Source organism: Sulfitobacter sp. LC.270.F.C4 (genome assembly GCF_032922545.1).
GTDB lineage: Bacteria > Pseudomonadota > Alphaproteobacteria > Rhodobacterales > Rhodobacteraceae > Sulfitobacter > Sulfitobacter profundi.
The window spans coordinates 2,920,231-2,940,987 of record NZ_CP136692.1; the positions used below are offsets into that span (position 1 = coordinate 2,920,231).

Annotated in this window: 20 protein-coding genes; 4 read left to right on the forward strand and 16 right to left on the reverse strand. The window is 63.1% G+C overall.

Translation table 11 applies throughout. From position 1 onward, the window contains the following. Positions 1-36: 36 nt before the first annotated feature. A complete protein-coding gene (gene lpdA / locus R1T45_RS18160; protein ID WP_317389815.1) occupies positions 37-1,425 on the forward strand; it encodes a dihydrolipoyl dehydrogenase in 1,389 nt (462 codons plus the stop codon). Between the two features lie 326 nt (positions 1,426-1,751). On the opposite strand, the gene R1T45_RS18165 is transcribed toward lpdA, so the two are convergent. The 3 genes from R1T45_RS18165 to R1T45_RS18175 are packed head-to-tail and all read right to left on the reverse strand — an operon-like array spanning position 1,752 to position 4,068. Continuing rightward, positions 1,752-2,489 carry a lysophospholipid acyltransferase family protein gene (locus R1T45_RS18165; RefSeq protein ID WP_317389816.1) on the reverse strand — a complete coding sequence of 246 codons (738 nt, stop codon included), beginning with the start codon at positions 2,487-2,489 and terminating at the stop codon, positions 1,752-1,754. Beyond that, positions 2,486-3,379 carry a cell division protein FtsX gene (locus R1T45_RS18170; protein WP_067942216.1) on the reverse strand — a complete coding sequence of 298 codons (894 nt, stop codon included), beginning with the start codon at positions 3,377-3,379 and terminating at the stop codon, positions 2,486-2,488. The genes R1T45_RS18165 and R1T45_RS18170 overlap by 4 nt, the downstream gene beginning before the upstream one ends. Positions 3,380-3,390: 11 nt before the next feature. Continuing rightward, positions 3,391-4,068, reverse strand: coding sequence for a cell division ATP-binding protein FtsE (locus tag R1T45_RS18175; RefSeq protein WP_317389817.1), 678 nt, complete (start codon positions 4,066-4,068; stop codon positions 3,391-3,393). 156 nt (positions 4,069-4,224) lie between these two features. Here R1T45_RS18175 and R1T45_RS18180 point away from each other — a divergent pair, with 156 nt between their 5' ends. Further along, entirely contained in the window at positions 4,225-5,304 is a 1,080-nt protein-coding gene (locus R1T45_RS18180; protein WP_317389818.1) for a zinc-ribbon domain-containing protein, read from the forward strand. Positions 5,305-5,310: 6 nt separating this feature from the next. Here R1T45_RS18180 and R1T45_RS18185 read toward each other — a convergent pair whose 3' ends face one another. The 6 genes from R1T45_RS18185 to argH are packed head-to-tail and all read right to left on the reverse strand — an operon-like array spanning position 5,311 to position 11,229. Beyond that, positions 5,311-7,860 (reverse strand): DUF4175 domain-containing protein, encoded by a 2,550-nt coding sequence (locus R1T45_RS18185; protein ID WP_317389819.1) that lies wholly within the window; start codon positions 7,858-7,860, stop codon positions 5,311-5,313. Positions 7,861-7,895: 35 nt separating this feature from the next. Continuing rightward, on the reverse strand, positions 7,896-9,161 hold the full coding sequence (lysA, locus tag R1T45_RS18190) for a diaminopimelate decarboxylase (RefSeq protein ID WP_120350465.1): 1,266 nt from the start codon (positions 9,159-9,161) through the stop codon (positions 7,896-7,898). A gap of 28 nt (positions 9,162-9,189) precedes the next feature. After that, a complete protein-coding gene (locus tag R1T45_RS18195; RefSeq protein ID WP_317389820.1) occupies positions 9,190-9,507 on the reverse strand; it encodes a DUF2834 domain-containing protein in 318 nt (105 codons plus the stop codon). Beyond that, complete coding sequence (locus R1T45_RS18200) at positions 9,507-9,665, reverse strand: hypothetical protein (protein ID WP_161487440.1); 159 nt, start codon at positions 9,663-9,665, stop codon at positions 9,507-9,509. The genes R1T45_RS18195 and R1T45_RS18200 overlap by 1 nt, the downstream gene beginning before the upstream one ends. Beyond that, positions 9,662-9,841: a hypothetical protein gene (locus R1T45_RS18205; protein ID WP_067628460.1), complete on the reverse strand. Its 180-nt coding sequence runs from the start codon at positions 9,839-9,841 to the stop codon at positions 9,662-9,664. The genes R1T45_RS18200 and R1T45_RS18205 overlap by 4 nt, the downstream gene beginning before the upstream one ends. After that, on the reverse strand, positions 9,838-11,229 hold the full coding sequence (argH, locus tag R1T45_RS18210) for an argininosuccinate lyase (RefSeq protein WP_317389821.1): 1,392 nt from the start codon (positions 11,227-11,229) through the stop codon (positions 9,838-9,840). The genes R1T45_RS18205 and argH overlap by 4 nt, the downstream gene beginning before the upstream one ends. 23 nt (positions 11,230-11,252) lie before the next feature. Between argH and R1T45_RS18215 the strand changes: the two genes are divergently transcribed. Further along, the gene (locus R1T45_RS18215) at positions 11,253-11,822 is read left to right on the forward strand and encodes a TlpA family protein disulfide reductase (protein ID WP_317389822.1); all 570 of its coding nucleotides are present in this window, start codon (positions 11,253-11,255) and stop codon (positions 11,820-11,822) included. Positions 11,823-11,858: 36 nt separating this feature from the next. Here the strand turns inward: R1T45_RS18215 and R1T45_RS18220 are convergent, their stop codons facing one another. Next, positions 11,859-12,932 carry a Hint domain-containing protein gene (locus R1T45_RS18220; RefSeq protein ID WP_317389823.1) on the reverse strand — a complete coding sequence of 358 codons (1,074 nt, stop codon included), beginning with the start codon at positions 12,930-12,932 and terminating at the stop codon, positions 11,859-11,861. A 191-nt stretch (positions 12,933-13,123) separates the two neighbouring features. On the opposite strand from R1T45_RS18220, the gene R1T45_RS18225 reads away from it, so the two are divergent. Next, positions 13,124-13,651 carry a winged helix DNA-binding protein gene (locus tag R1T45_RS18225; protein WP_120350460.1) on the forward strand — a complete coding sequence of 176 codons (528 nt, stop codon included), beginning with the start codon at positions 13,124-13,126 and terminating at the stop codon, positions 13,649-13,651. 44 nt (positions 13,652-13,695) lie between these two features. Here R1T45_RS18225 and gap read toward each other — a convergent pair whose 3' ends face one another. From gap to R1T45_RS18255, 6 genes are all read right to left on the reverse strand, one after another. Continuing rightward, positions 13,696-14,697, reverse strand: a complete 1,002-nt coding sequence (gap, locus tag R1T45_RS18230) for a type I glyceraldehyde-3-phosphate dehydrogenase (RefSeq protein ID WP_132446525.1) — start codon at positions 14,695-14,697, stop codon at positions 13,696-13,698. 145 nt (positions 14,698-14,842) lie between these two features. After that, positions 14,843-16,123 (reverse strand): amidohydrolase family protein, encoded by a 1,281-nt coding sequence (locus R1T45_RS18235; protein WP_132446523.1) that lies wholly within the window; start codon positions 16,121-16,123, stop codon positions 14,843-14,845. Between the two features lie 56 nt (positions 16,124-16,179). Continuing rightward, positions 16,180-17,124 carry an ABC transporter permease gene (locus R1T45_RS18240; RefSeq protein ID WP_132446521.1) on the reverse strand — a complete coding sequence of 315 codons (945 nt, stop codon included), beginning with the start codon at positions 17,122-17,124 and terminating at the stop codon, positions 16,180-16,182. After that, positions 17,124-18,173 (reverse strand): ABC transporter permease, encoded by a 1,050-nt coding sequence (locus R1T45_RS18245; protein WP_317389824.1) that lies wholly within the window; start codon positions 18,171-18,173, stop codon positions 17,124-17,126. The genes R1T45_RS18240 and R1T45_RS18245 overlap by 1 nt, the downstream gene beginning before the upstream one ends. After that, a complete protein-coding gene (locus R1T45_RS18250) occupies positions 18,163-19,710 on the reverse strand; it encodes an ABC transporter ATP-binding protein (protein ID WP_317389825.1) in 1,548 nt (515 codons plus the stop codon). The genes R1T45_RS18245 and R1T45_RS18250 overlap by 11 nt, the downstream gene beginning before the upstream one ends. Then, positions 19,710-20,717, reverse strand: coding sequence for a BMP family protein (locus R1T45_RS18255; protein WP_317389826.1), 1,008 nt, complete (start codon positions 20,715-20,717; stop codon positions 19,710-19,712). Before R1T45_RS18255 ends, R1T45_RS18250 begins: the two co-directional genes overlap by 1 nt. Positions 20,718-20,757: the final 40 nt, after the last annotated feature.

Consider the following 20,757-nt stretch of genomic DNA (forward strand, 5'->3'; position numbering starts at 1 on the left):
CTTGCCTGTAACACCCGACTGCTAAGGAGACCCCCCATGTCGAGCTATGATGTCATCGTGATTGGCTCCGGCCCCGGCGGCTATGTTGCCGCCATCCGTTGCGCGCAACTGGGCCTGAAAACCGCCTGTGTGGAGGGCCGCGAGACCCTCGGCGGCACCTGCCTCAACGTGGGCTGCATCCCTTCCAAGGCGCTGCTACACGCCACGCATATGCTGCATGAGGCTGAGCATACCTTCGAAGAGATGGGTCTGAAGGCCAAAGCGCCGACCGTCGATTGGAAGCAGATGCTGACCTACAAAGACAAGACCATCGAGACCAACACAAAGGGCATCGAATTCCTGTTCAAAAAGAACAAGATCGACTGGCTCAAGGGGTGGGGATCGGTGCCGGAAGCGGGCAAGGTCAAGGTCGGTGATGAGGTCCATGAGGCCAAAAACATCATTATCGCCAGCGGTTCCGAGCCTGCGGGCCTGCCTGGCGTCGAGGTTGACGAGAAAACCGTCGTGACCTCCACCGGCGCGCTGGAACTGGGCAAAATTCCCAAGAAGATGGTCGTGATCGGCGCGGGCGTCATCGGGCTGGAACTGGGCAGCGTCTACGCGCGTCTGGGGACCGAGATCACCGTGGTTGAATTCCTCGACAAGATCACTCCGGGCATGGACCCCGAGGTGCAAAAGACCTTCCAGCGGATGCTGAAAAAGCAGGGCTTCAACTTCGTCATGGGCGCCGCCGTGCAAAAGACCGAAGTGGCCAAGGGCAAGGCCACGGTCAGCTACAAACTGCGCAAAGACGACAGCGAGCATCAGATTGAAGCCGACACCGTACTCGTCGCCACAGGCCGCAAGCCAGTGATCAAAGGCATGGGGCTGGATCAGCTCGGCGTCAAGATGACCGAGCGCGGCCAGATCGCCGTGAATGACCAATGGGAGACCTCCGTCAAAGGCGTCTATGCCATCGGCGACGTGATCGAAGGCCCCATGTTGGCGCACAAAGCCGAGGACGAGGGCATGGCCGCCGCAGAGGTGATCGCGGGCAAACATGGCCATGTGAACTACGGCGTCATCCCCGGCGTGATCTACACCCATCCGGAGGTCGCCAGCGTCGGCGAAACCGAAGCGACGCTCAAGGAAGCAGGCCGCGAGTACAAAGTCGGAAAGTTCTCCTTCATGGGCAACGCGCGGGCCAAGGCGGTCTTTGCCGGCGACGGTTTTGTCAAGCTTATCGCCGACAAGGAAACCGACCGCATCCTCGGCTGCCACATCATCGGCCCCGGCGCGGGCGATCTGATCCACGAGGTCTGCGTGGCGATGGAGTTCGGCGCCTCGGCACAGGATTTGGCGATGACCTGCCACGCGCACCCGACCTATTCCGAAGCCGTGCGCGAAGCCGCACTGGCCTGCGGTGACGGGCCGATCCACATGTAGGACCGAGGGGGCGGACCAAAGGTCCGCCCTTTTTCGTTGCGCAGGGTGCGCGCGGCGAGCGTATCAAGCGTTAACACCCCTGCTCTACAACCTCTCCCGTCGCGACACACACGGAAGACGAGGCCCTTCGCGGGTCATGTCGATACGTAGAGACATGCAGGGTGACGCCTGTCTTTTCCACCTCCCCAAGGCGGCGCCGCCACTTTAACGGCTTCCCAGTATAAAATAACGATAGCCCGCGAAGCATTGGCTTCGGCGGTGGTTCTACCTGTGCTGGTAGATAACAAAGGGCAGCGGCTTAGAAGGCACAGATCATGCCGAAAGCATTAAGCCGTGACCACAGGCCGCCATCCAGCTTCATGCAGCAAGGCGTTCGAACGGCTCTCGACCTCTTCCTCCAACCGCGCCATAAAGCTTCGCTTATCCAGCCCCGGCTCAATCGGCTCAAGAAACTCGACCACCGCCAAACCCGGTTTGCGGTAGAGCCCCCGGCGTGGCCAGAAGTGGCCCGCATTGGTCGCTACCGGCACGCAAACCTGCCCCATCTGGTCGTAAAGCACCGCCGTGCCAACCTTGTAAGGTGCGCTGAGGCCCGGTGCCACGCGGGTGCCTTGGGAATAGATCACCAACTGCCCCGGCTCGACCCGACCGGCGTTCACGTCGGCCATCATCTTGGTGATCGCCTGCCCGCGTTTGCCACGGTTGACGGCAATCATGCCCATCCGCTTGGCGTATTGGCCAATCACCGGGGTCCAAAGCACCTCGCGTTTCATAATGAATTTTGCACGCGGCAGAGCGTGAAAGATCATCAAGATATCCAAAAACGATTGGTGTTTTGCGGCCACCAAAACTTCACCATCCGGTACCGTGCCACGCACCTCGCAGCGCAGCCCGATCAGCCAGCGGGCCGACCACATGGCCCAAGCGGCATAGGTCTTGCAGGCCCGATAGGCCCCGCGTTTCGAAAACATCGCCCAAGGCGCAAAGGCCAACCCGAGCACCGGCATCGCCACGGTCACCTGCACGATAAAGAGGATCGACCGGACCCATTGCAGCAGCTTCATGTCAGTTCCCTCAACGTACGCCGGGCCGCAGCCCCGGTGGCGGCAAAGGCCACCGCCCCGACCAAGATCGGCACCATAAGCGGCACCACCCAGTGCCAGCCGCGAAAGCCCAAGCCGGTCAAAAAGCCGCCCGCCTCGCCAGCATCGGGCAACAGAACGACCGCCACCATGCCAAGCACCGTGCCCGCCGCCGCACCCAAAAGCGCGCGCAGGGTAAAGCGCCGAATGAAGGCTCGGGCGATATAGTCATCGGTCGCCCCCACCAGCCGCAGCACCGCGATCACCTGCGCATTCGCCGCAAGGGCCGCCTGCGCGGCCAGCGTCACCATGGCCGCCACCGCAGCCCCGATCAGCAGGGTCGAAATCCAGCCCAACAGGCGCAACCGGCTTGCCGCCGCAACCAATGGCGCGCGCCAGCGGCTGTGGTCATCCAGCACGGCTCCGGGCACTTCGGCAGAGAGACGCAGGCGCAGGCCCACCGGGTCCAGTCCCTCGCCTTCCTCAACCACTTCGATTAAACGCGGCACCGGCAAGCTCTCCATCGCCAGTTCAGGGCCGAACCATGGGGCAAGCAGTTCTTCCTGCTCCGCATCCGTCAGCGCGCGGGCCGAGGCCACGCCCTTGGTCGTCTGCAACACCTTCAACGCGGCCTCAGTCTGGGCCGCGCGTTGGTCCAATGGCGCGACAATGCGGACCGTAGCCGACTGCGCCAACTCCTGCCCCCAAACCTGCGCCAACCGGCCCGAAGCAAGCGACAGCGCCAAGGCAAATACCGCGAGAAAGGCCATCGCCCCGGCGGCAAACAAGGTGAGCTGCGCCGTGAAACCCGAGGGCGGCACCACGCGGTCCGCTTGCCTGTCGCCTTTGAAAATCGCGCGCAGGGCGCCCATGTCGAACCGCTTCACAAATCCGCCCCCGCCAGTTGAATGCGCCGGTTGGCGATCCGCAGCACGCGGGCTTGGACATGCGCCTTGGTAGCGCGGATCAAGCCCAGATCATGGGTGGCGATCAACACGGTCTTGCCCATGCGGTTCAACTCGATCAACAGGCGCAGCAGCCGTTGCGACATCTCCCAGTCAATGTTCCCCGTCGGCTCATCCGCCAAGATTACATCCGGCGACATAATCACTGCGCGCGCCAGGGCCGCACGCTGCCGCTCCCCCCCCGAAAGCTCGGGCGGCAGGGCATCGGCGCGGTGGGTCAGCCCAACCCAAGACATCAACTCTTCCAAATCCGTACCTCCGGCCTCGGCCTGACGGCCTGAGACGTTCAGTGGCAGCGCGATATTTTCGGTCAACGGCAGATGGTCGAGGAATTTTACATCCTGATGCACCACACCAACGCGGCGGCGCATCAGCGCAATGTCATCACGCCCCAGCCCGCGCACATCGGCCCCGAACATCCGCAGGTGCCCCGCCGTGGGCAGCAGAGCGCCGTAGCAGAGCTTCATCAATGTGGTCTTGCCCGTGCCCGATGGGCCGGTGAGGAAATGGAACGATCCGGGGGCGAGTTTCAGCGTGATGTCGGACAGCAATTCGCCCCCGCCATAGCTGTAGGCCACATTTTCGAGCTCTATCACGCAACCACCTTAAAACACTTCGACCTGTTGTGCCTCAGCACCGGAAAGGATTCAATCACTCAGAACCCCAGCACCCTGTCCAGATATCACTTTTCCTACGTTATTCTAGGACATATGCTGTCCGTTACGATCCGAAAGCACCGAACGAACCCAGGAATGACCATGCGGCTGATCTGCCCCAACTGCGACGCGCAATACGAAGTCCCCGATGAGGTGATGCCGGTGGCAGGGCGTGACGTGCAATGTTCCAACTGTGGGCAGACGTGGTTTCAGCATCACCCAGACAATGCGCCCGAACAGGACGACAGTGAATTCGACGACCCGGATTTCGATGACGACGTGATGCATATGAAGCAACGCGCGTCGGATGACACCGGCGAAGAGCAGTCTGCGGCCAATAGCCTACCTGATCTGCAGCCCTTCGGGGATGAGGGTTATGAGGATTACGAAGACGAGGGCTTCGAAGACGACGGATTTGAAAAGGGGGCATTTGAAGAGGGCGACTTCGAAAACGACGCTTCTGATACCGACGCCTTCGAAAACGCTGCCGTCGCGCCGGAGGAGGAAAACGCGCGCCCGGCCCCCGCCGCCGCGCCCGTCAGACGCTCGCTCGACCCTGCCATCGCGGAAATCCTGCGTCAGGAGGCCGCGGCAGAGCAGGAAGCCCGCCGTCGCCGTCCGTCAGAGCCATTGGAAAGCCAGCCGGACCTCGGGCTTGACGACGCGCCCCGTCCCGCGCCCAAACAAGCCCCCCATCCCGACATCGCCGAAGATGACCACGTGCCCGAGGACGAAGACGCCCGCCGCGCCCATGACGCCCGTCTGCGCATGGCCAAAATGCGCGGAGAGCCGGTTCCCGAAAGCGAGAATGACGCCTACGGCAGCGCGTCGCGCCGGGATCTGCTGCCCGATATCGAAGAGATTAACTCAACCCTGCGCCACGACCGCACGCAGGGCCAGCAGGCGGGGCCAACGCCCACCGCCGCGCTCGACCGCCCTGAAAAACCGCGCAAATCGGGCGGGTTCATGCGCGGCTTCACCGTGATGATCGCCTTGGCGGCCATCTTGGCGGCGGTCTATGTCTATGCGCCGCAGATTGCGCAATCCTTGCCGCAGGCCGATCCTTACCTATCGTCCTATGTGGCATGGATGGACGACGCACGCATTTGGCTCGATGGGCAGTTACAGGACCTGCTGGTCTGGCTCGACACCGTGGCGACCCAATCGCAGGGCTGACCCCGCTTAAAACCGATCCAAAAGTCTGTTGAGGTAATCGCGTTCAACTTCGGGCCGCTCCGCCTCGCCCGAGCGGCGGCGGATTTCGTCCAGCAGACGCCGCGCGCGGCCCTGATCGTCTGGCCCCTGTGCCAGCGGCGCGTCTGAGCTATTCGCCCCATTGCCCCCCTGCTCGCGCCCCAGCGGATCGCGCGCCTCGGCCCGGCGGTCGCCTTCGGCAGTGCCTTGACCGGGCTGGCCCTCGCCCTGTTCTTGCTCCATCGCATCGCCAAGCGACCGCATCCCTTCGCGCAGCGCCTCCATGGCCTGTGCTTGATTGTCGATTGCCTCGGCCAACTCATCGCGGCGCAGGGCGTCTCCGGCGCGGCCCATCGCCTCTCCGGCGCGGTCCAGTGCATCACGCGCGGCATCCCCTTCGGGCGTGCCTTGCCCCGGCAGACGGCCTTCCTGACGGCGCAGCTCGTCGCGCAGCGCTTGCTGACGCCCGGCCAGCCCTTCTTCGGCCCCCTCTTCGCCCGATTGGCCGCCCTGCCCCCGCTGGCCCTCATGGCTCTGACCGCGGCCCTGACCGCCATTGCGGCCTTCGTTGCCTTCATTCTCGCCCGCCCCGGTGCCGGGGTTGAACTGCTCTTGCAGGTCGCGGAAGGCCTGATCGCTAAGCCCCTGTTGCTCGCGCAGGGTTTCCGAGAGCCCTTCCATCGCCTGCTCACCCGGTGAATTGCCGCCCTCGCCGGGCTGACCTTGGGTGACGCGCATGTTCTCCATCATTTCCTGCAACTGACGCAGCGCCTCTGCGGCCTCGGCCATGCGGCCCTGCTCCATCAACTCCTGAATGCGGTCCATCATGCGTTGCAGATCGTCTTGGGTCATCTGCATGGACTCGCCTTGGGGCTGCTGGCCTTCGCCCTCGCCCTCTTGGGCCTGTTGGCGCTGGAGTTGCTCTAGGTACTCTTCGGTGGCGCGGCGCAATTCCTCCATCAGCTCGGCAATCTCTGCCGACGACGCGCCGTTCTTCATCGCCTCATTCAGCCGATCCTGTGCCCGGCGCATCCGCGCCAGCGCATCGGCCAACACGCCTTCTTCGAGTTCAATCGCCAGCGCCCAGAGGTCTTCGGCCATCTCGGTCTGGACCTCTTCGTCCAACCCATAACGCGCGCGGATTTCCAGACGGCGGATCAACTGCTTGAGCCGCAGAACCGTCACATCCGAGCGCAGATCCTCCCCCGGCGCATAGGTCACAGCGCGAAGCACCTGCGCGATGCGCGGCGCATTGGCCCGCGACCACAAAAGATCGCGGCGCATCTCGATGACTGCTGCCGCCGCGGGATCGAAAAAGCGCCGCCCCGGCAGGGTCAATTGGCTCACCTCGGTCACGGCTTGCTGTTCGGCAGCGTCGAGCACGGAAAGCTCTAGAGATACCGGCAGATTGGCCCAAGGGTGCTTAGAGAAATTCTCGATCAAGCTTTCTTCAAAATCGCGCCGGTCACCGGTGATCGGCATGGGCAGCGGCACGACGATCTCGGGCCGTGTGTCAGGGTCGATGGTCAACCCATAGCGCCGGTCGACAGAGGCCAGATCAAGGCTGATCCGCGCCTCGCCCGCTTCGACGCCGTAATCATCCCGCGCGGTAAACGGCAGGCTCATCTCGCCCAAGGCAGTCACCTCGGGGGGGCCCAACCGCTCAATCTGCGGGGCGGCGTCGGGCAGCATCGTGATCTGCCATGCCCGCGCGGCCGGACCCTCAATGCTGATCACGCCGCTTTGGCGCAGGGTGAAATCCTGCGCGGGTTCTGACGACGCCGCCCCCTCCCGGCCCGAGACGTTTTCCGCGACCGTCAGCGCGCCCAACTCGCCGTAAAGCCGCAGGGTGATCAAGGTGCCCGCAGGCAGCGACAGTGCCCCGGCCTCAAGGTCATTTAGATAAAGCGTTGGCTTGCCCGTATGGCGCGGCGGTTCGGCCCAACCTTCCCAAACCGGACCAGAGGCCAACGCGCCGCCCGCGCCGCCGGGGGTCAGTTGCGTCACCTCACCCAGCCGCCAGACCGAACCAAAGACCAATGCCACAGTGAACGCCAGCAGCGCCAGATAGCGCAGCGCATAGGGGTCAGCCCGCGACACACGCAGATCACCCTTTACCGGTTTGGCTGCCGCCGCCCGTGCCGCCATCCGTTTCTGATGGGCCTTCCAGACCGCCGCCGACGCCGCATCACCCGCGCCGATTGCCTGATCGTCCAACAGCGCCCGAATGGGCCGCCCCGGCAGGCTGGCATCCAGCCGGGCCAGCGCATCGGCGCGTGAGGGCACCCGAAAACGCCGCAGCGCAAACACCAAGGTGCCCAGAAATGCGATACCGAGAACGGCAAATACGGCCCAAAGCAGATTACCGCCCAGACCGTCCTGCGCCCCCATCATCAGCGCCGCGAGCACCGCCAGCGCCAGCGCAAGCATCGGCCAAAGCGCCTGCACCAGCGCCTCGGCCAGCATCCCCGCCCAAGTCAGCCGCAATGGCCCGCGCAATACGCGCAGCCCGTCTGCCTTGTCAGTGGATGTTTCCATGCGTCACGCTCCGGTGGCCCGGCGGCGGGATGCCGTCAAAGCCATTCAGGGATGGTATCGCGGTTTATCATTTCGTCAAAGCTTGGCCGTGGGCGGATAACCGCGAATTGATCGCCATTGACCAGCACCTCGGGGATCAGAGGCCGCGAATTATATTCGCTGCTCATCACCGCGCCGTAGGCTCCGGCAGAGCGGAAGGCCACCAGATCGCCTGAACCCAGCACCGGCATCATGCGTTGTTTGGCGAACGTATCGCCGGATTCGCAAACCGGGCCGACGATATCCACCGGACGCGGCTCGGCCCCCGGAGCGGGTTCATTCAGCGGCACGATGTCATGCCATGCGTCATACATGGCGGGCCGGATCAGGTCGTTCATCGCGGCATCAAGGATCAGGAAATCGCGGCCCTCGCCGGATTTGAGGTAGATCACTTCGCTGACCAAGACACCCGCGTTGCCCGCGATCAGGCGGCCCGGTTCAATCTCGACCTCGCAGCCCAGATGCCCCAGCGTGCGCTGCACCATCGCGCCGTAATCTGTCGGCAATGGGGGGGCAGAGTTGGAGCGCTCGTAAGGGATGCCCAAGCCGCCGCCAAGGTCCAGCCGCCGGATGTTATGACCATCGGCGCGCAGCACTTCGGTCAGTTCCGCGACCTTGCCATAGGCCTGCTCAAAGGGGGCGAGATCGGTGAGTTGGCTGCCGATATGCACGTCAATGCCGACAATCTCCAACCCCGGCAGATTGGCCGCCATGGCATAGACCTCGCGGGCGCGGGCGATGGGGATGCCGAACTTGTTTTCGCTTTTGCCAGTGGCGATCTTGGCGTGGGTTTTCGCATCGACATCGGGGTTCACGCGGATGGTGATCGGCGCGACCTTGCCCAATTCACGCGCCACGATATCAAGCAGGATCATCTCCGGCTCGCTCTCGACGTTGAACTGACGAATGCCGCCCGTCAAAGCCAATTCGATCTCTTCGCGGGTTTTGCCGACGCCGGAAAAGACGATCCTGTCGCCCGGCACGCCTGCCGCCTTGGCCCGGCGGTATTCCCCGCCCGAGACCACATCCATCCCCGCGCCCGCCTGCGCCAGCGTGCGCAACACGGCTTGGTTGGAATTGGCCTTCATCGCGTAGCAGACCAGATGATCCATGCCCGAAAGCGCATCGTCGAACAGGTGGAAATGGCGCAGCAGCGTCGCGGTGGAATAGACATAGACCGGCGTGCCGACAGCGGCGGCGATCTCGGCCAAGCTTACGTCTTCGGCGTGCAACACACCGTCTTTATAGAGAAAATGATCCATTTGCGCGTCGCCTTATGTCGTCCCGGCCCTATTTGATCGGCGCTGTCCGCAGAAACAGATAGAGCGGCAGGCCACAGCTCACCCCAATACAGAACGTGGCGGGAATGGCAATCAGCGCGCTGAAATTCCGGCGCACGGCGACCTCGGCGATGATCCAGATGGTTAATGTGACGGCAGCGATGGTCAGATCCCAGACCAGCCCGCTGGCGGCGGCATTGGCGTGCCAGGCATCGACCATGGCGCTCAGGCTCCAACCCTCGGCGTTGAACCAAGTGATGAAGTAGTACATCGGATGCACCGTGCCCCAGACCGCGAGGGCGAGGTAGAGCATGCGCAGGGGCGACATCAGAAAGTCTTTGCCACGCCGACGGTGGCATAGCCCGACAGGCTGATCCCCGGTTCGGCTGGCGGCGGCGCATCTTGCCGCGCCGATGGCTGCGGCGGGGTGCAGGCGGCCAAGCTAAGTGTCCCGACCACCAGAGCAATCTGCAAAAGCGGCCTCACGACCCGACCCCAAGCGCCAGCGAAAACGGCCCGCGGCGCAGCCCGACAGCAGTGCCGACCGACACGCCCGAAGACGACATGGTGATTGTGCTGCTGGCTGTCGGTTTCACAGGTTCGCCATCCGCGCCACAGGCGGCAAGGCTTAGCAAAGCAAGGGTCGCGAGGGCGCGTTTCACTTCAGAATTTCCTTCCAACGCTCGACTTGGGCACGCACCTGCGCAGGGGCGGTGCCGCCATAGGACATGCGCGAGTTTACCGAGTTTTCGACGCCAAGCACATCGAAAACGTCCTTAGTGATCTCGGCGTGCACCGATTGCATCTGTTCCAGCGTGAGGTCCGGCAGATCGCAGCCCTGCGCCTCGGCCATGGCGACCAGCGTGCCGGTCACATGGTGCGCGTCGCGGAACGGCAGGTTCGGCACTCGCACCAGCCAGTCGGCCAGATCGGTGGCGGTGGAGAATCCCGAGCCCGCAGCGGCGGCGAGGTTCTCGCGCTCCGCAGTCATGTCGCCCACCATCCCGGTCATCGCGGCCAGCGCCAGCATCAGGTTGTCGGCAGCGTCAAAGACCTGCTCTTTGTCTTCCTGCATGTCCTTGGAATAGGCCAGCGGCAGGCCCTTCATCACGATCATCAGCGCGGTGTTCGCCCCAAAGATACGGCCCACTTTGGCGCGGATCAGCTCGGCAGCGTCGGGGTTTTTCTTTTGCGGCATGATGCTTGAGCCGGTCGAGAAACGGTCCGACAACGCCACGAAGCGGAACTGTGCCGACGACCAAATCACCAATTCCTCGGCAAAGCGCGACAGATGCATGGCGCAGATGCTGGCGGCCCCCATGAACTCCAACGCGAAGTCGCGGTCGCTGACGGCATCGAGGCTGTTCGCCGCGGGGCAGTCAAAGCCGAGCGCCTCTGCTATCATGTCCCGGTCAATCGGGAAGGAGGTGCCAGCCAGTGCGGCGGCCCCCAGCGGGCATTCGTTCATACGGCGACGCGCATCGCGGATGCGCGAGAGATCGCGGCCAAACATTTCGACATAGGCCATCATGTGATGGCCCCATGTCACGGGCTGCGCGGTTTGCAGGTGGGTGAAACCGGGCATGACCCAATCAGCGCCCGCTTCGGCCTGAGACAAAAGCGCGCGGATTAGGGCTTGGAGCCCCTCGTCGGCGGCGTCCAACTGGTCGCGCACCCAAAGTTTGAAATCGGTGGCGACTTGGTCGTTCCGGCTGCGGCCCGTGTGCAAGCGGCCTGCGGGCTCCCCGATCAGATCTTTCAACCGCGCTTCGACGTTCATGTGAATGTCTTCGAGTGCTGCAGAGAACTCGAACCGGCCCTCTTCGATCTCTGACAAGATCGTGAGAAGCCCTTCCCGTATCGCGTCGGCGTCGTTATCAGTCAGAATGCCCGTGGCTGCCAGCATGGCGGCATGGGCACGCGACCCGGCGATGTCTTGTGCGGCCATCCGTTTGTCGAACCCGATCGAGGCGTTGATCGCCTCCATGATCGCGTCCGGTCCGGCGGCGAAACGGCCACCCCACATTTTGTTCGAGGTCGTGTCGGTCATGTTGAATACCCTTGGAGGGACGTATGAAAAATCTCGTGCTCGGCTTCGTTTATACGCTGCTTGTCGCAGGTGCAAACCCCGCCCTTGCCGGAACGGCTGACATCGCGGGGCTGCGCGACGGGGACATGAAGAAACTTGTGATCCATGACGCGCCACAAGCGGCCTCTGACGTGACCTTTGAGCGTGAGGACGATGGCGAGGCGATGTCGCTGGCGGATTACGAAGGTAAGATCGTGCTGGTGAACTTCTGGGCCACATGGTGCGCGCCCTGCCGCAAGGAAATGCCGCAGTTGAACGCGCTGCAAAAGGAATTTGGCGGCGATGACTTTCAGGTGCTGACCATCGCTACGGGGCGTAACTCTGAAGAAGGGATCAAGCGTTTCTTTGAAGAGGCCGGCGTCGACAGCCTGCCCCGCCACCAAGACCCGAAGCAGAAGCTCGCCAGCCAAATGGGCGTTTTCGGCCTGCCGATCAGCGTGCTACTGGACCGTGAAGGGCGTGAGATCGCCCGGTTGCAGGGCGATGCGGAATGGGACTCTAAGAGCGCGCGGGCGATTATCGCGGCGCTGATCAAAGAAGACGCCGAGGGCTAAACCCCAAACGTAAGGTCGGGCGTCAGCGCCCGGCCCTCAGGCCACATGCCGCAGGATCGCTGCCTCTGACGTGCTGAGATTGCGCCGCGCGAACGCGCCGTAACTGTGCGGATCAGCCTCCAACAGCGGATGCGCCGCCAAAAGCCGCGCCCGATCCTGCGCGCCAAGACTGGTGAGCGGGGCTGCGGCGGGATGAAAGCTCTCGGTTTCGACCCCATTGGCCCACATCACCTGATGCTCGGCCAGCAGCACATGGATATAGGTCACTTCGCGCAGGGACATATCGCTGGCCACGCTGCGCCCGTCAATCAGGTCTTTGGCCGCGACCAGCACCTCGTCACAATTGAACAGATCACGGGCCTGCGGGCCTTTCAGCACGATCCGGTGATCCGGCGAGACCAGCAGTGAAGCGTCTGGCTGCGCGATCCCCAAAGCGCCGGAGCGGAACCGCACGGGGCGCAGATGCGGCATGGCGTGCAGACGCGCGCCGCTCATCCGGCGGCTGCCGATCCACTCCAACCGTTGCGGGCCGTTGTCCTTGGTCTGGATCAGCACCCCCTCGCGCAGATCTTCGATCAGGGCGCTGCCCATGGGCGTGCGGATGCGGGTGCCGGGGGTAAAGCAAATCACACCACCGCTTTCGGCCTCTGAAAGCTCATCGCGTAGCGGCTTTAGGCTGCTGTGCATCACCCAAAGCTCGCAATCACGCGGCGGCAATTCATCGACAAACATCAACAGCGGCGTGCGCCCGCGGCCTGCGTCAATCAGCGTAACCGTGTAGGTCCGCGCGCCGTTGGTGACCATGAAACTGTTGTCGAGCGATGGGGCGGTATGGTCTCCACGCTGGGGTTTGGAAGACATCACGCCGCCCTCCTCCAGCGCCGCGCCGATCAGGCGCTGCACCTTGCGGGCCGCGCGTTTACGCAGCTGCTCTGCCCCGTCCGCCATATCCAGCCGCAACACATCGTTCGGCCCATCCACACGGAGAGTATCCCCGCGCCACGACCAAGCCGAGCCCAGTTCGAGCGACTGAACCGGCGCGGCCTCCAGACCGTCGATCTCTGTTTGCGACCAGCTGATGACAAACGTGCCTCGAAAGCCCGTTTTCATTGCTGCCCTGCCTGCCTCACGTATTTTTATTAACGCCAGCCTAACAAAGCCGCTGCCCTCACGGAAGATGGCATGAATGTGGCAGTGCAACCTGTTGCAATTTGATCTTCCCACCGCAGCACAGGCCGGAACGCTTGTAACTCGTCAGCGTCTTGGTAACGTTATCCGGATAAAACAACCGGAGGCACCGCATGTCGGAAGAAGTACCCCCAACCCCGTCACGCCGGATCGTCTCTTCGCGCCACTTGGCCGAGGGCGATGGTTGGGAAGCCTCTGAACTCGAATACGGGATGATCATCGCTTACAATGCTTTCACCCGCTGGATGTCGCGCTGCATGGCGGCGGCGGGCAATGGAGATCTGACGCCGCTGGAAATCCTCGTACTGCACAACGCCAATCACCGGGGCCGGGAAAAGCGGCTGACGGATATCTGTTTTCTGCTGAATATCGAAGACACGCATACGGTGAACTATGCGCTGCGCAAATTGGTAAAGGCCGAACTGCTGAGTGCCGAAAAGCGCGGGAAGGAGGTGTTTTATCGCACCTCCGCCGCGGGGTCCGATCTTTGCGAAGCCTATCGCGCGATCCGGCAGGCCTGCTTTCTCGATGGATTGCCGCGCACCGATATCTCGGGCGAGGAATTGCGCCAGATAGCAGCGCAGCTTCGGGCGATGTCGGGGCAATATGACCAAGCGAGCCGAGCGGCGGCGTCGCTGTAGAGTGGAACGCGGGAAGGACCTCCCCGCGCCCCAGAACTCTCGGCTTAGATCAACGCGGCAAGCGCACGCGCGGTGTCGTTCATGCGGTTCGAGAAACCCCATTCATTGTCGTACCAGCTGACCACGCGGATCATGCCGCCATCGGTCACCCGCGTCTGCTCGGGGGCAAGGGTCGAGGAATGCGGATCGTGGTTGAAATCAGCCGAAACCAATGGCGCGGGTTCATAGGCCAGCACGCCCTTCAGCGCACCGTTGGCCGCCTCTTGCATCGCCGCGTTCACCGCCTCTGCCGTGGCGGTTTTCTTGGGCATGATGCACAGATCAACGAGCGAGACATTGGCCGTTGGCACCCGCACGGCAGAGCCTTCGAGCACGCCTTTAAGATGCGGGATTACCTCGGAAATCGCGGCAGCGGCACCGGTGGACGTTGGCACCATCGACAAGGCAGCGGCGCGGCCCCGATACGGATCGCGGTGCGGGCTGTCGTGGGTCGGCTGGTCGCCGGTATAGGCGTGGATCGTGGTCATATAGCCGGTCTCGATCCCAAAGGTGTCGTCGAGCACCTTGGCCACCGGAGCGAGGCAGTTGGTGGTGCAAGAGGCGTTGGAGACGATCACGTCTTCGGCGGTCAGTTCTTGATGGTTCACCCCGTAGACCACGGTGCGGTCAACGCCCTTGCCGGGGGCCGAGATCAGCACCCGCTTGCTGCCGTTTTCCAAATGCTTCGCCGCCGCATCGCGCGTGGTGAAGAAACCGGTGCATTCATAGGCCACATCGACATCGCCCCAAGGCAGTTTCGCCGGGTCACGTTCCGCCGTCATGCGGATGGTCTGGCCTGCGACATGCAGGCTGCCGTCTTTCAATTCCGCGTCCGCGGTCAGGCGACCATGGACGGAGTCGTATTTCAGCAGGTGCAACAGGTTTTCGGCATCGGTCAGATCGTTGATGGCAACGACTTCGATCCCGTCAAAGCCGTTCTCGATCAGCGCGCGCAGCACGCAACGTCCGATGCGGCCAAAGCCGTTGATCGCGATTTTTGTGGTCATGGTGGGTCCTCCGGTGGCCCGGTTTCGGGCGGATTGGCGCGGTTAGCGCTAACATAGCATTGGATGCAGCGGAGTTCAATCGGCCTTAGATGCGAAATCGGCCCCCGGTGAGAGGGGCCGATCAAAAGTCAGCTAGAGAGCGGTTTTACGAATGTGCGCTGTGGCGGCGGCGTACGCTGTCCGGCCGCCCGGGCAGGCTGAGCCGCGCATCATTGCGCGACTGGCGTGAGATCACCCGCCCCTTGGCCACCACGCACAGACGGTCGGGCCGCAGGCGCAGCGCCTCAATCGGGTTGCCCGCGTCCAGCACCACCATGGAGGCCGTCGCGCCGACCTTGAGGCCATAGTCCTGCAAGCCCAGAATCCGCGCGTTCACATTCGTCACCATGTCGAAACAGCGGTGCATTTCCTCGGGCGAGGTCATTTGCGCCACATGCAGCCCCATGAAGGCCACGTCGAGCATGTCGCCCGTGCCCATGGAATACCACGGGTCCATGACGCAATCCTGCCCCCATCCGACGTCGATGCCCATGGCCTGCATCTCTTTCACGCGGGTCAGGCCACGGCGTTTGGGATAGGTATCGTGGCGGCCCTGCAGGGTGATGTTGATCAGCGGATTGGGAATCGCGGCGACCTCAGCCTCGGCCATCAGCGGCAACAGTTTCGAGACATAGTAGTTGTCCATCGAATGCATTGAAGTGAGGTGCGAGCCAGCCACCCTGCCCTGTAGGCCGAGGCGTTGGGTCTCATAGGCCAGCGTCTCAATGTGACGCGAATGGGGGTCGTCGGTCTCGTCGCAATGCAGATCGACCATCAGGCCGCGCTCGGCGGCGAGTTCGCAGAGTGCTGTGACGGAACGGGCACCATCGGCCATGGTACGCTCGAAATGCGGGATGCCGCCGACAACGTCGACGCCCATGTCGAGGGCGCGAATGGTGTTCTCATGCGCCGTCGGGTCGCGGTAGAGCCCGTCTTGGGGGAAGGCGACGAGTTGCAGGTCGATGTAGTCTTTGACGGTTTCGCGCACGTCGAGCAGGGCTTCGACGCCCAGCAGACGATCATCGCAGGTGTCGACATGGCTGCGGATGGCCAGCAGGCCGAGCGAGGCCGCCCAGTCGCAATATTCCAGCGCGCGGGCTTTGACCTCGTCTTGGGTCATGACCTCTTTGAGTTCGCCCCAGAGGCCGATGCCTTCGAGCAGCGTGCCGGAGGCGTTGATCCGAGGGGTGCCGTAGCTGAGCGTGGCATCCATGTGGAAATGCGGGTCGACGAAGGGCGGGCTGACGAGGTCGCCGCTGGCGTCGATGGTCTCGCGCGCTTCAGCGGTAGAGAGGTCTTCGATGGCGGTGATTTTGTCGGCCTTGATGCCGATGTCGGTGCTGCGGCCATCGGGGAGTGTGCCGCCTTTGATGATGAGGTCGAACATGGGGTTACTCGTGTGATTGATTTGGCCCGGCGAAGGGCGTGATGGGAAGTGCCAACTCAGCGCTCCCCCTTGTTGAACGGCACCATCAGCGCCGCTGGCACCTGTGCCCGGCGGGACATCACGACCAGCGCGAGGATCGACAGGATATAAGGCGCCATCAGGAAGATTTGATAGGGAATATCCGCGCCGAGTGGCGTCTGCTGCACGCGGATCTGCAACGCGTCGAAAGCGGCGAACAGCACCGCGCCCAAGAGCGTCTTGCCCGGTTTCCATGAGCCGAAGACCACCAGTGCGATGCAGATCCAGCCGCGTCCGTTGACCATCTCAAAGAAGAAGGAGTTGAACGCGCTCATCGTCAGAAACGCCCCGCCCACGGCCATGAACCCGCTGCCGACCATGACCGCGCCGATGCGGATGGCGGAAACGCTGAGGCCCTGCGCCTCGACCGCGGCCGGGTTTTCGCCCGCTGCGCGCAGGGCAAGGCCCATGGGCGTGCGGTAAAGGACCAACGTCACAGCGACGACCAGCACAAAGGCGAGATAGGTCAGCGGCGTTTGGTTAAAAAGCGCAGGGCCGATCACGGGGATATCGGAGAGGATCGGGATTTCAAGCGGTTGGAAGGCTTCAATCTTCGGCGGCGAGGTGACCTCGGGCAGCACCAGACGGTAGCAATAGTAGGTCAGCGATGTGGCCAGCAGCGTGATGCCAAGGCCGACGACATGCTGGCTGAGGCCAAAGGGCACCGTCAGCACCCCATGCACAAGTCCGAAGGCCATGCCCGAAAGCATCGCCACCGCCACACCGAACCACAGCCCGCCGCCGAGATAGACGGTAAGCCAGCCAGCAAAAGCGCCGACGACCATGATGCCTTCGATGCCGAGGTTCAGCACCCCTGCTCGCTCACAGATCAACTCGCCCAGAGCGGCAAAGATCAGCGGCGAGGCGATGCGGATGGCGGCGGTCCAAAAGCTCGCCTGAAGGAGAATGTCGAGAATATCCATCAGTCGCGCCTCACCCGGAATTTGGTCAGCATGATCGCCAGCACCATCGCCAGAAGCGCCAGCGCCAGCATGATGTCAGCCAGATACGTCGGCACCCCGGCTGCGCGGCTCATGCTGTCAGCGCCAACGAAGATGCCCGCGACGAAGAGTGCGGCGACCACCACGCCAAGCGGGTTCAGCAGCGCCAGCATGGCGACAATGATGCCGGTGTAGCCAAAGCCCGGCGAAATATCCAACGTGAGGCTTCCCTTCAGCCCTGCCACTTCGGAAAACCCTGCGAGGGCCGCGAGGCCACCCGACAGCAGTGCGGTTTTGATCAGCACGCGGTTCACCGGGATGCCCGCGAAACGTGCCGCTGCGGGGTTGAGGCCCACGGCGCGCATCTCGTAGCCGAGCGTGGTGCGGCGCTGGATGACCCAGACAATAAGGGCAGAGATCAGTGCGAGGCCAAAGCCCCAGTGCAGGCGCAGCCCGTCGACCATGCGTGGCAGCCGCGCCTCGCCAATGAGCCGCGCGGATTTGGGCCAGCCGAGGCCCATCGGGTCTTTCAATGACCCTTCGAGCAGCATAGAGACCCAAAGCAGAACGACGAAATTGAGCAAAAGCGTGGTGACGACTTCATCGACGCCGAAGCGGGTTTTCAGAAAGGTCGGGACCAGCAGCACCAGCGCACCGCCGAGCATGGCAGCCACGGCGATGGTGGGCAGCAGGGCAAAGGCGGGCCATGCCAGCGCGCCGGTGCCCAAGACCACAGTGACCACCGCGCCCATGTAAAGTTGCGCCTCGGCCCCGATGTTCCACAGTTTCGCGCGAAAGGCGACGGCCACGGCGAGACCGGTAAAGATCAACGGCGTGGCGCGGTTGAGCGTCTCCAGCGTGGCGAATTTGGAGCCGAAGGCGCCCTTAACGATCAGGCCGAGCACTGAAAACGGCTGCGCGCCTGCGACCATCGCCAGCAAAGACGCGGCAACCACCGTAGCGAAAAGCGCCAGCGCGGGCAGGCCCAGCGAGCGGGTCCATGTCGGGTTGGCGACGGGTTCAAGCCGCATGGGATGTCTCCTCGAAACCGTCCCCGGCCATCCAGACGCCAAGCTCGGCGGGCGTGAGTTCGCCACGAGAGAAACCGGGCGACAATCGGCCTTCCGAGATCACGTGGATCACGTCCGAGAGCGCCGTGACCTCGTCGAGGTCTTCGGAGATCAGCAGCACTGCCGCCCCCCGATCGCGAGCGGCGAGGAGTTGTTCGTGGACGTAAGTTAGCGCACCGATGTCGAGTCCGCGCACCGGCTGGTTGGCCAGCACCACGGCGGGCGCGGTCTCCAGCACGCGGCCAAGGATCAGCTTTTGCATGTTCCCGCCTGAAAGCAGCCGAATGCGGGTTTCGGGACCGGGGCAGCGCACGTCGTAGCCTTGGATGATCTTGGCGGCAAAATCACGCGCGGCGCGCCAATTCATCCAGCCGTGGCGGGAGAAACCGGGGCGGGAATAGAGTTCGAGCACCGCGTTTTCGGTGAGGTCGAAATCGGCGATGGTGCCGGTCTTATGGCGATCTTCGGGAATACGGGCGATGCCGGCGCTGATCGCGGCATGGGGCGACCAGCCGCGGGGCGCATCGCCTTTCACGTGAAACGTACCAGAGGCCGGGCGGAGCAGCCCGCCGATAAGGTCAGCAAGGGCGGTTTGGCCGTTGCCGGAGACCCCAGCGAGGCCGGTGATCTGACCTGCGCGCAGTTCGAGGTCGACGTTTTTCAGCCCCGGCGCAGAGCCGATGTCGGGCGTGGTGACACCTGCAAGCGTGACCAGTGCCTCGCCGGGATCGGCGCGGCGCACCACGGGAGCGGCGACTTCTGAGCCCACCATCATCTGCGCCATCCGCGCGCGGTCAGTCTCGGCTGTCTTGGCTTCGGCCACCAGCTTGCCATGGCGCAGCACCACGACACGGGACGAGATCGCCATGACCTCATGCAGTTTATGCGAGATGAAGATCACCGAGAGGCCAAGCGCCACGGCTTTGCGCATGGTGGCAAAAAGATCGTCGGTCTCTTGCGGGGTGAGAACGGCGGTGGGCTCGTCCAAAATCAGGATACGCGCCTCGCGGTAAAGGGCTTTGAGGATCTCAACCCGCTGCCGCTCACCCACGCTCAGGCTGCCGACCTGTGCATCAGGGTCCACCCTCAGCCCGTAGTCCTCCATCAGCGTGACAATCCGCTGACGCGCCTGCGCACGGCCAAAACCGGGGCGCCAGATCGAGCGGGTGCCGAGCACGATATTTTCCAGCACGGTCATATTGTCGGCCAGCGTGAAATGCTGGTGCACCATGCCCACGCCTGCGGCCAGCGCGGCGCGCGGATTGCCCGCGGGCAGACCTTGGCCGAAGACTTCGACATGGCCTTCGTCGGGCGTGTAATGGCCAAACAGGATATTCATCAGCGTGGTCTTGCCCGCGCCGTTTTCGCCCAGCAGGGCAATGACTTCGCCCTGCCGCAGATCAAAGCTGATCGCGTCATTGGCGGTGAGCTTGCCAAATCGTTTGGTAATATTATCGAGGCGCAGGACAACCTGCGCCTCGGGTCTTGGATCGGTCATTAAGAGGACTTCGGTTCTTCGTCGTTGATGTCGACGGTGAAGGAGCCATTCTTGATCGCCTGCTCGCGTTCCTTGACCAGATCAAGCGCCTCTTGCGGGATCTTGCCCTCGAAGGTGCCAAGCGGAGCCAGTGAAGACCCGGCCTCGGACATGAAGGAATAGCGGCCATAGTCGTCGGCCATGAACTCGCCTGCTTTGACCGCGGCGATGGCGGCATCCAGCGTAGGCTCGAAATGCCACAGGGCCGAGGCGACGACGGTTTCGGGGTACTCGGCTTGCGTGTCGATCACATTGCCGATGGCCAGAATGCCCTTTTCCTGCGCCGCGTCCGACACGCCGAAACGCTCGGCATAGAGAACGTCGGCCCCCTGCTCCACCATGGCGAATGCGGTTTCCTTGGCTTTGGGCGGATCGAACCAAGAGCCGATAAAGCTCACTTGGAACTTGATATCGGGGTTCATTTCCGCGGCACCCGCCATGAAGGCATGCATCAGGCGGTTGACCTCAGGGATGGGAAAGCCGCCGACCATGCCGATGTTGCCGCTCTCAGTCATGGCACCGGCGATGATGCCCGACAGATACGCCGCATCTTGGATGTAGTTGTCGAAGACCGCGAAATTGGGCAGCGCATCATCTTGCTTGAAGCTGGAGCCCATGAGGAAAGCCACATCTGGGTAATCGGCGGCAACCTCGCGCGCCTCGGCTTCGGCACCAAAGACTTCGCCGACGATCAACTGGTTCCCGGCCTCGGCATATTCGCGCAACACGCGGGCGTAGTCGGTGTTGGAGACGTTTTCAGTGAAGGTATATTCGATATCGCCGCGCGCCTGTGCGGCTTCGGCAGCTTTGTGAATGCGGCTGACCCATTGCTGTTCGACAGGCACGGTATAGACGCCAGCCACTTTAAGCGGCTCGGCAGCCAGCGCGCCCTGTGGCAAAAGGCTGGCCCCGGCCAGCATGGCCGCCGTGCCCAATAGGAAGCGGCGTGTGAGATTGCGTTGTGTCATATTATATCCCCCGTTGGTTAGGTATTTTACCGTTTGATAA

Bases quoted from the DNA above. Each gene is read 5' to 3' on its own strand.
- R1T45_RS18195 (WP_317389820.1), bottom strand. From the start codon at position 9,507: ATGTCGCCCCTGCGCATGCTCTACCTCGCCCTCGCGGTCTGGGGCACG.
- R1T45_RS18185 (WP_317389819.1), bottom strand. From the start codon at position 7,860: ATGGAAACATCCACTGACAAGGCAGACGGGCTGCGCGTATTGCGCGGG.
- R1T45_RS18165 (WP_317389816.1), bottom strand. From the start codon at position 2,489: ATGAAGCTGCTGCAATGGGTCCGGTCGATCCTCTTTATCGTGCAGGTG.
- R1T45_RS18235 (WP_132446523.1), bottom strand. From the start codon at position 16,123: ATGTTCGACCTCATCATCAAAGGCGGCACACTCCCCGATGGCCGCAGC.
- gap (WP_132446525.1), bottom strand. From the start codon at position 14,697: ATGACCACAAAAATCGCGATCAACGGCTTTGGCCGCATCGGACGTTGC.
- lysA (WP_120350465.1), bottom strand. From the start codon at position 9,161: ATGGATCATTTTCTCTATAAAGACGGTGTGTTGCACGCCGAAGACGTA.
- R1T45_RS18240 (WP_132446521.1), bottom strand. From the start codon at position 17,124: ATGGATATTCTCGACATTCTCCTTCAGGCGAGCTTTTGGACCGCCGCC.
- lpdA (WP_317389815.1), top strand. From the start codon at position 37: ATGTCGAGCTATGATGTCATCGTGATTGGCTCCGGCCCCGGCGGCTAT.
- R1T45_RS18220 (WP_317389823.1), bottom strand. From the start codon at position 12,932: ATGAAAACGGGCTTTCGAGGCACGTTTGTCATCAGCTGGTCGCAAACA.
- R1T45_RS18180 (WP_317389818.1), top strand. From the start codon at position 4,225: ATGACCATGCGGCTGATCTGCCCCAACTGCGACGCGCAATACGAAGTC.
- R1T45_RS18255 (WP_317389826.1), bottom strand. From the start codon at position 20,717: ATGACACAACGCAATCTCACACGCCGCTTCCTATTGGGCACGGCGGCC.
- R1T45_RS18245 (WP_317389824.1), bottom strand. From the start codon at position 18,173: ATGCGGCTTGAACCCGTCGCCAACCCGACATGGACCCGCTCGCTGGGC.
- R1T45_RS18225 (WP_120350460.1), top strand. From the start codon at position 13,124: ATGTCGGAAGAAGTACCCCCAACCCCGTCACGCCGGATCGTCTCTTCG.
- R1T45_RS18170 (WP_067942216.1), bottom strand. From the start codon at position 3,379: ATGGGCGCCCTGCGCGCGATTTTCAAAGGCGACAGGCAAGCGGACCGC.
- argH (WP_317389821.1), bottom strand. From the start codon at position 11,229: ATGACCGACACGACCTCGAACAAAATGTGGGGTGGCCGTTTCGCCGCC.
- R1T45_RS18215 (WP_317389822.1), top strand. From the start codon at position 11,253: ATGAAAAATCTCGTGCTCGGCTTCGTTTATACGCTGCTTGTCGCAGGT.
- R1T45_RS18250 (WP_317389825.1), bottom strand. From the start codon at position 19,710: ATGACCGATCCAAGACCCGAGGCGCAGGTTGTCCTGCGCCTCGATAAT.